Annotated in this window: 12 protein-coding genes and 2 pseudogenes; 8 read left to right on the top strand and 6 right to left on the bottom strand. The window is 61.7% G+C overall.

Annotation, left to right across the window (positions count from 1 at the left end; genetic code table 11):
• Nucleotides 1-293: 293 nt before the first annotated feature.
• The 3 genes from IVA80_RS31180 to IVA80_RS31170 all read right to left on the bottom strand — a co-directional run bounded on the left by IVA80_RS31180 (nt 294) and on the right by IVA80_RS31170 (nt 1,629).
• On the bottom strand, nt 294-539 hold the full coding sequence (locus IVA80_RS31180; protein WP_247438660.1) for a hypothetical protein: 246 nt from the start codon (nt 537-539) through the stop codon (nt 294-296).
• A gap of 79 nt (nt 540-618) precedes the next feature.
• Entirely contained in the window at nt 619-1,107 is a 489-nt protein-coding gene (locus IVA80_RS31175) for an Hsp20/alpha crystallin family protein (protein WP_247438756.1), read from the bottom strand.
• Nucleotides 1,108-1,185: 78 nt separating this feature from the next.
• A complete protein-coding gene (locus IVA80_RS31170) occupies nt 1,186-1,629 on the bottom strand; it encodes an Hsp20 family protein (RefSeq protein ID WP_247438658.1) in 444 nt (147 codons plus the stop codon).
• A 607-nt stretch (nt 1,630-2,236) separates the two neighbouring features.
• Here IVA80_RS31170 and IVA80_RS31165 point away from each other — a divergent pair.
• A complete protein-coding gene (locus IVA80_RS31165) occupies nt 2,237-2,674 on the top strand; it encodes a CBS domain-containing protein (RefSeq protein WP_247438656.1) in 438 nt (145 codons plus the stop codon).
• Nucleotides 2,675-3,407: 733 nt separating this feature from the next.
• On the opposite strand, the pseudogene IVA80_RS31160 reads toward IVA80_RS31165, so the two are convergent.
• Nucleotides 3,408-3,788, bottom strand: a pseudogene (locus tag IVA80_RS31160) (NADH-quinone oxidoreductase subunit D); the annotation flags it as partial.
• A gap of 225 nt (nt 3,789-4,013) precedes the next feature.
• Between IVA80_RS31160 and IVA80_RS31155 the strand changes: the two are divergent.
• The 4 genes and pseudogenes from IVA80_RS31155 to nuoB all read left to right on the top strand — a co-directional run.
• Nucleotides 4,014-4,823, top strand: a complete 810-nt coding sequence (locus IVA80_RS31155) for a hypothetical protein (protein ID WP_247438654.1) — start codon at nt 4,014-4,016, stop codon at nt 4,821-4,823.
• A 40-nt stretch (nt 4,824-4,863) separates the two neighbouring features.
• A complete protein-coding gene (locus tag IVA80_RS31150; RefSeq protein WP_247438652.1) occupies nt 4,864-5,796 on the top strand; it encodes an NAD(P)-dependent oxidoreductase in 933 nt (310 codons plus the stop codon).
• 15 nt (nt 5,797-5,811) lie between these two features.
• Nucleotides 5,812-8,754 carry a transketolase gene (locus tag IVA80_RS31145; RefSeq protein WP_247438650.1) on the top strand — a complete coding sequence of 981 codons (2,943 nt, stop codon included), beginning with the start codon at nt 5,812-5,814 and terminating at the stop codon, nt 8,752-8,754.
• A gap of 165 nt (nt 8,755-8,919) precedes the next feature.
• A pseudogene (gene nuoB, locus IVA80_RS31140) lies at nt 8,920-9,195 on the top strand (NADH-quinone oxidoreductase subunit NuoB); the annotation flags it as partial.
• Nucleotides 9,196-9,381: 186 nt separating this feature from the next.
• On the opposite strand, the gene IVA80_RS31135 reads toward nuoB, so the two are convergent.
• Nucleotides 9,382-9,660 (bottom strand): hypothetical protein, encoded by a 279-nt coding sequence (locus IVA80_RS31135; protein WP_247438638.1) that lies wholly within the window; start codon nt 9,658-9,660, stop codon nt 9,382-9,384.
• 182 nt (nt 9,661-9,842) lie between these two features.
• Here IVA80_RS31135 and IVA80_RS31130 point away from each other — a divergent pair, with 182 nt between their 5' ends.
• Entirely contained in the window at nt 9,843-11,021 is a 1,179-nt protein-coding gene (locus IVA80_RS31130) for a trypsin-like peptidase domain-containing protein (RefSeq protein ID WP_247438637.1), read from the top strand.
• Between the two features lie 471 nt (nt 11,022-11,492).
• Entirely contained in the window at nt 11,493-11,741 is a 249-nt protein-coding gene (locus tag IVA80_RS31125) for a DUF4167 domain-containing protein (RefSeq protein ID WP_247438636.1), read from the top strand.
• Nucleotides 11,742-11,890: 149 nt separating this feature from the next.
• Here the strand turns inward: IVA80_RS31125 and IVA80_RS31120 are convergent, their stop codons facing one another.
• Nucleotides 11,891-12,067, bottom strand: a complete 177-nt coding sequence (locus IVA80_RS31120; RefSeq protein WP_247438634.1) for a hypothetical protein — start codon at nt 12,065-12,067, stop codon at nt 11,891-11,893.
• Nucleotides 12,068-12,683: 616 nt separating this feature from the next.
• Between IVA80_RS31120 and IVA80_RS31115 the strand changes: the two genes are divergently transcribed.
• On the top strand, nt 12,684-13,313 hold the full coding sequence (locus tag IVA80_RS31115; RefSeq protein WP_247438632.1) for a cell envelope biogenesis protein TolA: 630 nt from the start codon (nt 12,684-12,686) through the stop codon (nt 13,311-13,313).
• Nucleotides 13,314-13,407 lie beyond the last annotated feature (94 nt).

Genomic DNA, 13,407 nt, shown 5'->3' with positions numbered 1-13,407 from the left:
AGCGAGGCCTGGTGGCCGGCCCGCACGAGAATGTCTCGACAGAACTCACGGACGGTTCGCCGGTTCCGCCGAACCGACGTCTCCAAGTTCCTGCCTCCAGTCTCTGCTCGATATAACGTCGCTCTTGATCCGTAAGCTGTGTATCGACCAGCCGGCGGTAGCGCCGCACATTAGCGTCTCTGCTCCAACGGGACAGCGGAATGGCGATGCGGGGCCGGGCGGTTCCGCCAGATCTGCGAGCCTGCGCCGGCGTGCCCGCCGGAGCCCGGTCGCCGCGCGGCCGCTCATCCGCTTCATCGAGCTGGCGAAGCGCCGCGAGAATATCCTTCAGAATGCATCGGCTTTGCGATGCCCGGAATCTTGCGAAGGGCAGGGCGGCAGTCGATCGCATACATGTCCGATGCCCTGGAAGAGAGAATGACCCGCTTTTCCGCGGTCGACAGCGCCGAATCATAGAGCACGTCGGCGGGCGAATTGTAGTGGGATACGGCATGGAATGGGCTACCCACGCTGCTCATCAAGCGATCAGGCCGGCTCATGTCTTGTCTCCTTGCTAGCTCCTTTCCTGGGGAGACGAGGGATGCAAGGCGGCGGCGCAAATGCCGCCGCGCGCGAAGTTTAGTTGGTGTTGATGGCGATCCGTTTGACGTTTTGCGAAGCTTGCTCCGTCTTCAGCAGGCTGACTGTGAGCACGCCATTGCGGAAATTGGCTTCGGCCTTGTCTCCCTGCACGTCTTCGAGCGGGATGCGGCGCTCGAATGCGCCGTAGTACCGCTCGCTGTATCGACCGCCATTGTCGCGTTCGGCCTTCCGCTCACCGCGGATCGACAGGACTCCATTGGCGATCTCGACCTGGACGTCCTTTTCACTCAGTCCCGGAAGCTCGGCAGAAACCGTCACGGTCTTCTCGGTTTCGTTGAGCTCGATGTGCGGCCAGCTGAACTGGCCTTCCATCAAGGGACTGGCGAGACGACCGAAGCTGCCGAACCCGCGAAAGACGTCATCGAACAGACGGTTCGTTTCGCGGTGAAACGTGAGAAACGGATCGTAACGCTCGCCCGTGGTGACCTGCTGGTTCTTCCACGGAATTAGATCACGAACAGCCATGTTAGTCTCCTTTCTGGATGATGCCGGGTGCGCGAACGCCGCACCGTGTGCACCAATGTCGATGAGCAAGGAACGGCGTCAGGCCGCCTGCTTGTGGCCAAGTTCCTTGGATTCGCCGATAGGAATGCGACGAGGCTTCATGGCCTCGGGGAGCTCGCGGACGAGCTCGATCCGCAGCAGGCCGCTGTCAAGCGTCGCCCCCTTCACCTGGACATAATCGGCAAGGTTGAACTGGCGCTTGAAAGGTTTGGCCGAAATGCCGTGATAGAGGTAATCACGTTTCTGCTCGTCGTCCCTGCGTCCCTCAACCGTCAGCACATTCTGCTCGGCCGTGACCGCGATCTCGACCGGAGTGAAGCCGGCGAGCGCCAGCGAGATCTGATAATGATCTTCGCCAAGCCGTTCGATGTTATAGGGGGGATAATGGTCGTCGACCGTCCGCTGGGTCTCGTCGAGCAGGTCGAAAATGCGATCAAACCCGATGGTCGACCGCCACAGGGGACTGAAGTCGTAGGTCCTCATAGCCAAGTCCTCCTAAGAGCAAGATGGATACGAAGGAGCGCAGGACACCGGTCCGGCGCCCAGTCAGTCTACCGGACCCGAATTGGCGTCCGGCGCCGCAGCTTTGCGGCAAAAAACGAATTAAAAAAGCGGGCGATGATTTCAAGGGCGATACGGCGGATTTTTTGAGATCATTTCGCGGATGGCGTCGTTCCTTCTCTGCCGAAAAGGCGCGTCAATCGCCGACGAGTTCGTCGGGCAGGTCGCCGTCGACGCGGATCCTTTTGCAGTGCAAAACCGACCGCGCTCGGGCGCCGCATCGCCCATTTGTTATCTCGCTTTAACCTATTTCGCATCCTCGCTGGAACGAAAGGCCTTAAGGGCCTCGGCCGAGCGGCTTATCCCGAATGGACTTCTGGGGGTGAGCTCGCACGAGTTGATTACCTATGAGCGTTTCGCTTCCGCCACCGGCATGCCGCATGTGTTCGCGAAAGTTCGACTGATCGGACCCATGTCTCGTCCAGGAACGTGCAGGCACCGAGCCCGTTTAGTCCTGTGTCGGCATATCGATGAGACGCCATCGCGCTCATTCGTGAGAGCGCGGCTAGCGGCACATAGGAGATGACCCATGAAAATCAGCAAGGTAATGACGCGCGGCGCGAAACTCACAAATCCGGATGACACGCTCCAGCACGCAGCAAAGCTGATGAGGGATTGCGATTGCGGGGTGCTGCCTGTGGCTGAAGGTGATCGGCTCGTTGGCATGATCACCGACCGGGATATTGCGGTGCGCTGCATTGCGGAGGGAAAGGGGCCGCACGCCAAGGTGCGCGATGCGATGACACAAGAGGTGAAATATTGCTTCGAGGATGAGGACCTCGCTCACGTCTGCGAGAACATGAGCGAGATCCAGGTGAGGCGATTGCCCGTGATGGATCGGAGCAAGCGCCTTGTCGGCATCGTATCGCTCAGCGATTTGGCGCACAGATCGCCGATCACGGCGAGGGCGCTGCATGGCATTGCGCAGCCGAGCCAGCAGCACAATCAGAGCTTCACTGCCGCATAAGCGGCACATCGAGTCGGGTTGCAGGGCGGAGTGGCTGGTGCGCAGACATTATGATATCATCTGATGATATCATAATGTCTTGATTTGGCTGCTTGCGATTGCGGCGCTTGGTGTGATTGCGCACGGATATGCGCAGTCCAATGGAGATGGCTGCCCCACTGCCTACGCCGGCGAGCGAAGTCATGGGGGCGTCATCGGTGACCAGTGATATTGGCTCGCGGGGCTGGGTACCGCAACCCATCGGCCTCTTGGCCTCAGCAGGCGCAGGCGCTTGCCATCAAGCTGTCGCGCGAGCGGGCGGGCTGGCAAAAAGGTTCCTGCACCGTCGAAAGGACGCTACAGCGAGGCGACGCGCCGGAAGGCGCGCCGCGATCTCGATGTCGGACAAACGCGCGCAAGCGGCCGCGCGAGCAAGAAGAAGCGCACATAGGGCCGGAGCGGCAACCAACTTCAATGGTGGGAGGCTCTTTGATGCAAGGCGACAAAGCTCCGCCTGAAAAACCCCGCCACCTGCGTAGAGCAGCATGACGGGGCGTTCGGAGCATTCACCTCTTTCGAGGTTTCCTGCTCCTTGCCTATAGAACGTCGTGCGCGCGATTACGTTTCATGGCATTCGATTTTTCTGGCGCAAATGCCGGTCGCTTCTTCGCTGGCTGGTGTGAGGTTGGTTGCCGGCCAGCTATTCATGGAGCGCGAAGCTGCGAACGCCGAGCTTGGTCGAGAGATCGTACGCGGTAAGCGCTCCGACATCCATTGCCTGGGTTGTGATGTTGAGAAGATGCGAAAGCAGGCGTCCGATTTCGCAGTAGAGCACACGAATCAACTGACCACGCCGCGGCACTTCGAGGCCGAGCAGCTTTTCCGCCGCGAGGCAGAACGCATGCTCCTGGTTCATCGGCGCGACATAGTCGAGCCGGTCAAAATATCCGATCGATTGCAGATAGGTCTTGTGCTCGATCAGCTTCTCGGTGCCACGGTGAAGCAGGCCGATGTGAGGGTCGACGCGACAGACCACCTCACCGTCGAGTTCCAATACAAGGCGAAGTACACCGTGCGCCGCAGGATATTGTGGGCCGTAATTGACGGTGAAATTGCGAAGGCCGGCTTCCGCCATGGCGAACTCGCGCTTGTTACGCTGGCAGGTTCCCGACGCAGTTCTGCGACGACCTGGCTTAGGCGGCCGCGTGGACTTGTCACGTCGAACGCGCCCGAGACTTGGGTCGTTCCTAAAGCCCTCCAGTTTGACCCGGCTCTTGCGATGAGATGAGCAGCCACGTCCGTTCATTGAAACTCTGGAACGCGCGCGTTTGCATTCCGTTGAACAGGTTCTAGACGGAAGATGTTGAGCGCGATTGGCCCCGATATGGTTTCTGCACGACAGAGGCGCGGCGGCCCTCAGACCGAGATTTCGGAGGAAATCCTCGAAAAGGGCGACATCTATTTCGGCTTCCGGCCGCGGATTGAGGAAGACAATCCCGAGGACCTGACCGACGTCCAGCGCTTTTACATGGTAATGAAACCGGAAGGGCGGCCCCGTCTTCGGGTCGCGGTTCTCGGGCGCAAGCGGTTGCCCGAGGCACGCGATCACGAACGCATCTGGGGTTTCATCGAGGCGGTCAAGGCCGGTCCCGCCGTCGAGGACGAATTTCGTGAGCATCACTATACGACCAAGACGCGCGGTGAACGCAGGCTGCCGCCGGTCCGGCCCGCCGGCGAAGGGGTCTATGCGCTGATCAAGCGCGGCCGCAATCTTCACCTGACCTATGAACTTGAACTCCCGGAGCGCCCCGGCGAGGTTCAGGAGGAACTAAACATCGAGCGCCAGGCGGCGCACATTCTTTCCATCAAGAATCCGGAGGCCGGGTCGCCGTCCGGCGCTGGGTTGCCGGATCGGGACCAGGCGCACTATCCGAAACCGCTCGAGCAGGAATTCCGCGGCCGACGCTTTGCGTCGGAGGATCCGCAGCTTCTCGACTACGAAGGCGCCCAATTCATCCTGGTGGGAGCGCGCACCGATCCGGAGCGCGCTTATGCCATCGATATCGAGACCGAACACGAAACGGCCCGCAATGCCGACATCTTCCGGCAGCTCAAGATGTCGCCACGCGAACATCCGATCGACCCCCTGATCAAGGGCGAATGGAAATAGCCGATGCGCTCTTTAGCGAAACTGTGGCAGAGGAACACAAATGGACGTAGGCTTCATCGGGCTCGGCGCCATGGGCTCCGCCATGGCGCGCCGTCTTATCGAGCGCGGTCACCGCGTGCGGGTCTGGAATCGCTCGCCTGGCCCCGCTGACGGCATCGCCCGAATGGACGGCATTCGCGTCGAGGCACCGCAGGATGCGCTCTGCGCGCCTGTCGCCATCACCATGCTGGCCAATGACGATGCCGTCCGCTCCGCGCTGCTCGCGAGCGGCGCGTTGCGCGCGTCTCCGCGCGGGCTCGTTCACGTGGTGACCGCCACGATCTCGGTGGATCTCGCAAAGCAACTGGAGAAGGTTCACGAAGATTGCGGGCTCGCCTATGTCGCGGCTCCGGTGCTCGGCCGGCCCGACGTCGCGGCGCAAGGAGCACTCAACGTGCTTGTGGCGGGAGATGCTTCGGCAATTGCTTGCATCCAGCCGCTGCTCGACGCAATCGGCAAGAAAACGTGGCACATATCGGACCAGCCGCATAAGGCGAACGTCGCCAAGATCGCCGCCAACCTGCTGCTTGCGTCTGCGATCGAAACAATGGCCGAAGCGATCACACTTGCGGAGCGCCATCAGCTTGATCCAGGCCTGATGATGGGCGCGCTCACGGGAAGCTTGTTTTCCGCTCCGGTGTATCGGACGTACGGCGATATCATCCTCAATCGTAGATTTGAGCCTGCCCTGTTCAAGGCGACTCTGGGCCTTAAGGACGTGAACCTCGCGCTATCCGCTGGCGAATCTGCGGGTGTTGCGTTGCCTGTCGCCAGCCTCGTGCACGATTCTCTCCTCGATGCTATCGCGCACGGCTACGGCGCGTCAGACTGGGCCGCCTTGGCCACCGCATCGGCGCGGCGAGCGGGTCTCGTCCACGGCACTTGGCGCCATCGAAGCAAGAGTTCGGGAGCGGGTGGCGCCCAGGTAGATTGAGCAAGGAGATCGCATATGAACCGGACAGTCGAACTATTGGTTCAGAGCCAGAGCTGCTGGGTGGACGATCTCACGCGACGGATGATCAGCAGCGGCGACTTGGCACGGCGCGTCCGCGAGGAAGGGCTGCGTGGCATCACATCGAACCCTGCCATCTTCGCGAAGGCGGTCGCGGAGAGCGCGGATTATAATGAGGACATCGGCCGCGCGGCCGCGGCCGGTCGTTCCCCGGCAGGAATCTATGAAGAACTGATTAGCGCGGACGTAGGGGACGCCTGCGACATCCTGCGCCCGGTGTACGAGGGGACCGACGGTGTCGACGGCTTTGTCAGCCTCGAGGTGTCGCCTCACCTTGCTCATGACACGGGGGCTTCGATCGAGGAAGCGCGCCGGTTGTGGGCTCTGGTGGACCGGCCCAACCTGTTCATCAAGATTCCGGGCACCCCGGCGGGTGTTCCTGCCATCGAGCAGCTTCTGTTCGAGGGCATCAACGTCAACATCACGCTTCTGTTCTCGATCGCCCGCTACGAGGCGGTGGCCGAAGCCTACCTGCGCGCGCTTGAGCGGCGGCTTGAAGCCGGCCGCTCAATCAATCGCATCGCATCGGTCGCAAGTTTCTTCCTCAGCCGCATCGATGTTCTAGTCGATCGCCTGTTGCGGCAGCGCATCATACCCGACCGCCCAGCTCCTGATCCTGATCCGCGTACAGTTCTGGGCAAGGTCGCGATTGCCAATGCCAAGCTCGCTTACCAGGCCTTCAGCCACATCCTGACGAGCAATCGCTGGATCACGCTCGCCGAGAAGGGCGCCCGCGTGCAGCGAATGCTGTGGGCGAGCACCAGCACGAAGAATCCGGACTATCCGGACCTTATGTATGTCGAGCCGTTGATCGGCTCAATGACCATCAATACGATGCCACGCAAGACGATCGCAGCGTTCCAGAACCACGGCACCGTGCAAGCGACGGTCGAGCAGGATGTCCCGGATGCGCGACGCGTGATGGCCGACCTGGAGCGAATCGGAATCTCATTCGATGTTGTCGCCGCCCAGCTCGAGAACGATGCGGTCCAGAAATTCATCGATCCTTACGATTCGTTGCTGAAGGGGCTCGCCGCGAAAGGTGAGCGCGCCACGGCCTTCCACGACGTGGATGTCTTGCGAGCAGAAGCCCGGCGGCTGCGGCGATTGGTGATCCGCATGACCACCGAAGCGGGCTCGGGTCATCCGACCTCCTGCATGTCATGCGCCGACATCGTGGCCGCGCTGTTCTTCCGCGAGATGCGATGGGATCCGAATGATCCGGGCGCGCGCAACGTCGACACGTTGGTTCTGTCGAAGGGGCATGCGGCGCCAATCCTCTGGGCCGCACTGCATGAGGCAGGCGCTATCGCCGAGGACCCGTTGTCGCTGCGCCGGATCGACAGCACGCTGGAAGGCCATCCGACCCCGCTCAATCCCTGGGTCAAGATCGCGACCGGATCGCTCGGACAAGGGCTTGCAGCCGCCAACGGGCTCGCGGCCGCGAACCGGCTCGACCGTATCGATGCCCGCGTATTCTGCCTGCTCGGCGACGGCGAATGCTCGGAAGGCTCGGTCTGGGAGGCCGCGCAGTTTGCCTCGCTCAATGGCCTTGCGAACGTGACGGCGATCATCGACGTCAACGGTCTCGGCCAGAGCGAGGCGGCGCCCTATCACCACGATAGCGCGGTGTTCGCACGCCGGTTCGCGAGCTTCGGCTGGCGCACCATCGAGATCGACGGTCATGACATGGCGGCGATCCTCGCAGCATTTCGCGCCGCGCATGACGGTGGTCCGACGGCGATCCTGGCGCGCACCGTCAAGGGAAAGGGAGTTTCGTTCCTCGAAGGAGCGGATGGATGGCACGGCAAGCCGCTCGATCGCGAACAGATGTCACGGGCGATCGAGGAATTGGGTGATGCGGCGCCCGCGCTGACGGTCGAGGCACGCCGGGTCGGGCAAACGGGGACCCCGCAGCGGGCAGAGATCGCACCTTCCGCGCCCGCGTATCGATTGGGCGATGAGGTGCCCACCCGCGAGGCGTTCGGGCGCGCGCTCGAAAGACTTGGCGGCGTGGATCCGGCAGTGGTCGCGCTTGACGGCGATGTGAAGAATTCCACGGGGGTCGGGGCATTCGCGGAGCAGTACCCGGAACGCTTCTTCGAGAGTTTCATCGCCGAACAGAACATGGTCGGCATTGCGCTGGGCCTCGCGGCGGCGGGCAAGATTCCCTATGCGGCGACCTTCGCGTGTTTCCTCACGCGCGCCTACGACTTCATACGCATGGCGCAGTATTCGCGGCCGGACCATCTCGTCCTGTGTGGAAGCCACGCCGGCGTTTCGATCGGCGAGGACGGTCCGTCGCAGATGGGCCTTGAGGACCTCGCGATGTTCCGCGCGCTGATCGACAGCACGGTCGTGTACCCGGCCGACGCGGTGAGCGCCGAGCGGCTGACCGTAACGGCGGCGCGCACAAACGGGATCGTCTACATCCGGACGACGCGGCCGAAGACGCCGGTGATCTATCCCAACGCCGAGGAGTTCCCGATCGGCGGCAGCAAAGTGCTGCGCTCGTCATTGCACGATCGGCTCACTGTGGTTGCGGCAGGTATTACGGTCCATGAGGCGTTAGCCGCTTCCGAGATGCTCGATGGGCGCGGAATCTCGATCCGCCTGATCGATGCCTACTCGGTGAAGCCTATCGATGCGGCAACATTGTCTGCAGCAGCGCGGGACACTCGGCAGATGCTTGTTGTCGAGGACCATGCGATCGACGGCGGACTGGGTGATGCGGTGTCGGCCGCGGTCGGCTCGACGGCTCCGGTACATCGCCTCGGAATAGCGCAACTGCCGCGCTCCGGCACGAAAAGCGAACTGCTCGACAGATGTGGAATCTCGCGTCGGTCGATTGTGGAAAAGGTCATGCAGCTGGCGGCCTGACCAGCACGCGTGGGCGCCGAGTGTTGCGTCCGAAGGCGAGCGTCAATTGTGAAGCGAGGCCTCAAGAAGAGGCTCGCCCAGGTGGCTGCTTAAGGTTGCGATTCGCCAAGTGTTCCCAGCGGCAGGCCGGGCGGAACCGCAGAGTCTGGCCCAAGCTGATCGAGCATCATGATCATCGCCGGCGCGCTGTGCAACAAAATGGCGCCGGCGCTGCGGAAGATCTACGACCAGATGCCGGAGCCACGATATGTGATCTCGATGGGGTCCTGCGCCAACGGCGGCGGCTACTATCACTATTCCTATTCGGTCACTCGCGGATGCGATCGCATCGTTCCGGTGGACATCTACGTCCCCGGTTGTCCGCCGACGGCGGAGGCGCTGCTTTACGGCGTGACCCTCCTGCAGAAGAAGATCCGTCGGACGGGAACGATCGAGCGCTGAATGGAACAAGCTGGAATGCGATCGTCCGCACTCAGCTCAGAGCAAACGCGAGGCCCAGCGCGACCAGCCCGAAGGCCACCGCCGCCAGCGGCAACAACATGTCGATTGCAGCATCCCTGCTCCCAAGTTCGCTTTGCCCGACTTTCATTGACCCCTCGGCCCATTTCCAAAAGCCTCTGTTGGTCTTCAGGGTTGGCGGTTGTGCCTGACTCGTGCGCCAGATTCTCCAAAGCAGGTAGGGAAGGAACACCTTCTCCAAAGCAGGTAGGGAAGGAACACCGCAACGAACAGAAGAACACTTAGTATGGCGAGAGGGAGCTCGATATCGCTCTGCCGATCAAAGGCCACCCACGCCGCGATGACGAAGAGAGCGACGAGCGCAATGGCGGCCTTGTAAATCAAGGGATGGAAGCCGGAGCGGACCGCGGAAGAGGAGTCGTCGCGTTCCATGAGACGTTCGTTCATTGCCTTTTCCAGATTGAGAACAACAGAAAGAGCCTGCGCAACGACAATTAATTTCGTCGGCGGCGGTTTCATTAAGCGTGAGTAATGAGCCGGCGCACTTCAGGAACTGTCGGAACGATCATCTCGTTGGGTTTGATCAGGCGCGAGCGGCGGTCGATGACGTGTCGCGCGGGAACATGCTTATGGAAGCGGCGATGGTTCATGTAGATCTTAATTGGTGTCGGCGCCTCATGCTCAGTGGAACCGTCATCTTCGCGACTCTGATAATCGTCAACCCGGCGCAGGCACAGGCGGATCTCGAGGCCGGGTCCACCGCATTGCCGCATCAGGTTGATGGATATAGTGGGGGACCCGCCGACTTCGCCGATCTCGCCGAGAAGGTTGCGCCGGCTGTGATTGCGATCAGCGCTAAAACTGGCGCGACGGGCGAAGCGTTCCCGAACCGACGGCGCGACCCCAAAAACGACAGACCGGGTGCACCTGAACAGGGACAAGGACCCGGGTTCGAGTTGATCTCGGTAGGTTCGGGCTTCTTCATCTCGCCAGATGGCTATGCCGTGACCAACAGCCACATCGTGGAAGACGCCGACACGGCTGAGATCCGCACAAGCGACAACAAAGCCTACTCGGCAAAGGTCATCGGAAAGGACTCGTTGAGCGATCTGGCGTTGATCAAGGTCGAGGGACGCAGCGACTTCGCTTATGTCAGACTCTCCGATCAGTTGCCGCGGGTCGGTGATTGGGTGCTTGCCGTTGGCAATTCGTTCGGGCTGGGGGGCTCAGTCATGGCTGGTATCGTCTCAGCGCGGGAGCGCAGTCTCGATGCCGGTTCATCGCAGGATTTCCTCCAGATCGACGCGCCGATCAACCAAGGCGATTCCGGCGGTCCGAGCTTCAATACCCAAGGCGAGGTCGTCGGCGTCAACAGCATGATCCTTTCACCCGGGACGGGCTCGGCGCGCGTTGCTTTCGCTGTTCCTGCCGACACGGTCAAGACGGTGATACCCCAGCTCAAGGACAAGGGCAGCGTCACGCGCGGATGGATCGGCGCCGAGGTTCAATCGGTCACCCCTGACATCGCCGAGAGCCTTGCCATGCATGATCCCCGCGGCGCCATAGTCGTCGGCGTCGAAGAGAACGGTCCGTCCGCCAAGACCGGCCTGAAAAGCGGGGACGTGATCGCCTCAGCGGGAGCCGAGCCGATCAAGAGCGCCAGCGAACTGACCAAAAAGATCCACGCAATGGCGCCCGGCTCCTCGACAGAACTCACCGTGCTGCGGCAGGGCCGCGAGACTCGCTTGCGCGTGACCGCGGGCCGGCGTCCCGACCAGTCCAGTTCTCCAACCGCCAAGCCAAGATAGCCTCTCCGCGAAGCTGGGCTGTTCAAAGGAGCAGCCGGAATATGGAACGAACCAGACCGCCCCTGATACGCAAAAGGACCCCGCCATCCATTGAGGAATGGCGGGGCTTGAGCGTTCACTTTTTGAAGGATTTCTCCCTTTTCAAAGTTACTTGCTCTGTCGCGGCAACTCGCGGCCGGCGTGGTCGTTCCCATTTTATCGGCGCGCCGGGGTTGCTCGATACATTTGATGCGTTGGAGGCGAATTGACTGCTTCCATCAAATTGAAAATCGGCGACCTGGCCCCCATATATCTGCTAGGCGGATCAACCGTTCGGCGACAGATTGGGTCACAAATCCCAAATCGTGAAGGTTTTCGGTCCATCATCGGGCCGAACCACCGCGCAGTTGCAGTGTAGTCGCCGACCGCTGTTGCACACATCCTCTAACCAGGATCGCACAGCTTCCCACCGCCGTAACCAAACGGACTGACATGAAATCACTATCTGAACGCAAACACGTGGCAGCACAGCCGCGTCCACCTTGGAAGAGCAAATTGAGGCCGCGAACATCGCAGGTCCGAAAGGCAACGGGTTCCAGCCAACAGCGTGTTCCACAAAACGCGCAAAGGAACTATGCACGTTATCTGGCGCTGGCTCGCGCGGAAGCCCTGGCAGGCGACCGGATTGCCGCAGAGAACTATCTCCAGCACGCCGAACACTATTTCCGGTCGATGCAGTAGAATTCGCAATAACTGGCGCGGACTCGCGCCGGAGAAGAGCTGGGTCGTTTTACGCCTTTTCTCCGGCAAAGCATGTCGGCTGACGCCTCGAGGGGGCACCTCCTCGCTCGGGTTCGGCTTCCTGATCATCCGCCGCAGGCGCGGCCAGCCTAGTCCTCGTCCGGCTCGCGCACGACCGGCGGCTCGTCGGCATCGTCCTGTTCGTCTTCTTCCTCTTCGTCCTCGTCCTCATCATCAGGATCTCGCGGCGGCGGCGTGCCCATGCTCGCTGCAAGAATCCCGTCGATCAACCCGGTGGATCGTTCCTCGGGATGGTGTTGGATCATGTTGTAGCTCCTCTCTGCTTCCGCATGCAACGTCTTGGGCGGAACTGCGCCTGCAAGCTGGCTTGAATGCCTCGGCCAACCGCTCCCGGTTCGCTGTTTTCCGCCTTGCAACGATCGTCACGCAGTTGCGTTGATCAGCATCGCGCGCAGACGACGCAAGAACGCCGCTGCGCCGCGAATGATGCGATGATCTCACTCGACAGTCGAGCGAATATGCATTTCGCAGCGCAGTTGTATGCGCGCTGACCGGCATCGCCTATCATGGTGATGGCAGGCGACGTGATTGCAACGCTGGAAGAGCGTGGGGATTGTCGATCTCACTTCGCTCCTCGGCGGCATCTCAATGCGCCCGTGGAGACGCGAAAAAAGCTCTGAGGAAAAGCCATGTCGATAGCCGGGGTGCCGGTAATCCCGAGCGGATCGATATTTCCGCATGGCAGTGACGAACTCGGGACTGGACGCCCGACCACGCGTCTCCACAATTCCGTGCCGATGGCTGCGTCGAAGGCCTGAACGATGTCGTTCTCCGTGGCCACCAACAGCACCCCAGTGCTTGAGCCTGGAGGACGCCAGTATAGGGGTTGGGCATAGAGGGTGCCGGCACGGGAGAGCCAGCATGGATATCAGAGACGTCATGCCGCGAAAGCTGAAGACATTCCAGACCTCGCTTGGCTTCTACGATCTCGCGATCGCGGCGCCCTCGATGAAGGCTGCGCTGGAGGCCTGGGGCGCCGGAAGCAATCTGTTTCACCAGGGCTTCGCCAGAGAGACGGACGATCCGGCGGTCGTCGCCGCGACCATGGCGAAGCCGGGGGTGGTGCTCAAGCGGCCGGCGGGGTCGCACGGGCGCTTTGCCGAGCGGTCGGGCTTGCCCGCAGACTCGGCGGCCGACGAAATCAAGGATGGGCAGCAGAGACGGGCAAAGCCGAACAAGCGATCGCCTGCCAGGATCGGGGAAGAGGCGACGCGGAAGGCCGCCGCGACTTACGAGAAGGAGCAGGTGCGGCGCCATGCCCAACGCCGGCGCGAGGAGGCCTCAGCCGCCCGAGAGCGCGAGCAGCGAGAGAGGGCGATCGCAAAGGTGCAAGGGGCGCTTGAGAAAGCTGAACGGGAGCACGACGCCAAAACCGGGGCCATCGAAGCCGAGCGAACTGCAGCCGAGGTGCGGGCGCAAGCCGAAGACGGGCGTTGGGCCAAGCAGAAGGCGAAACTGATGGCCGCCTTACACCGGGCGAGGGAAGATTAGCGATTGACCAGGCCGGTCAGCCGCAAGAGCGCGAGCAAGCCACGCTGTCGACAAGCGAAACGGAGGAGGCGCGGGCGCCAGCACCAGGAGGATA

The organism is Bradyrhizobium sp. 139, assembly GCF_023074175.1.
Taxonomy (GTDB): Bacteria; Pseudomonadota; Alphaproteobacteria; order Rhizobiales; family Xanthobacteraceae; genus Bradyrhizobium.
The sequence above is the reverse complement of the archived record's forward strand: the minus strand, read 5'-3'. Positions and strand labels throughout refer to the sequence as shown.

Coding starts and splice junctions, on each gene's coding strand:
- IVA80_RS31120 (WP_247438634.1), bottom strand. CDS start 12,067: ATGATCCAACACCATCCCGAGGAACGATCCACCGGGTTGATCGACGGG.
- IVA80_RS31115 (WP_247438632.1), top strand. CDS start 12,684: ATGGATATCAGAGACGTCATGCCGCGAAAGCTGAAGACATTCCAGACC.
- IVA80_RS31165 (WP_247438656.1), top strand. CDS start 2,237: ATGAAAATCAGCAAGGTAATGACGCGCGGCGCGAAACTCACAAATCCG.
- IVA80_RS31125 (WP_247438636.1), top strand. CDS start 11,493: ATGAAATCACTATCTGAACGCAAACACGTGGCAGCACAGCCGCGTCCA.
- IVA80_RS31145 (WP_247438650.1), top strand. CDS start 5,812: ATGAACCGGACAGTCGAACTATTGGTTCAGAGCCAGAGCTGCTGGGTG.
- IVA80_RS31155 (WP_247438654.1), top strand. CDS start 4,014: ATGTTGAGCGCGATTGGCCCCGATATGGTTTCTGCACGACAGAGGCGC.
- IVA80_RS31180 (WP_247438660.1), bottom strand. CDS start 539: ATGAGCCGGCCTGATCGCTTGATGAGCAGCGTGGGTAGCCCATTCCAT.
- IVA80_RS31170 (WP_247438658.1), bottom strand. CDS start 1,629: ATGAGGACCTACGACTTCAGTCCCCTGTGGCGGTCGACCATCGGGTTT.
- IVA80_RS31135 (WP_247438638.1), bottom strand. CDS start 9,660: ATGAACGAACGTCTCATGGAACGCGACGACTCCTCTTCCGCGGTCCGC.
- IVA80_RS31175 (WP_247438756.1), bottom strand. CDS start 1,107: ATGGCTGTTCGTGATCTAATTCCGTGGAAGAACCAGCAGGTCACCACG.
- IVA80_RS31150 (WP_247438652.1), top strand. CDS start 4,864: ATGGACGTAGGCTTCATCGGGCTCGGCGCCATGGGCTCCGCCATGGCG.
- IVA80_RS31130 (WP_247438637.1), top strand. CDS start 9,843: ATGGAAGCGGCGATGGTTCATGTAGATCTTAATTGGTGTCGGCGCCTC.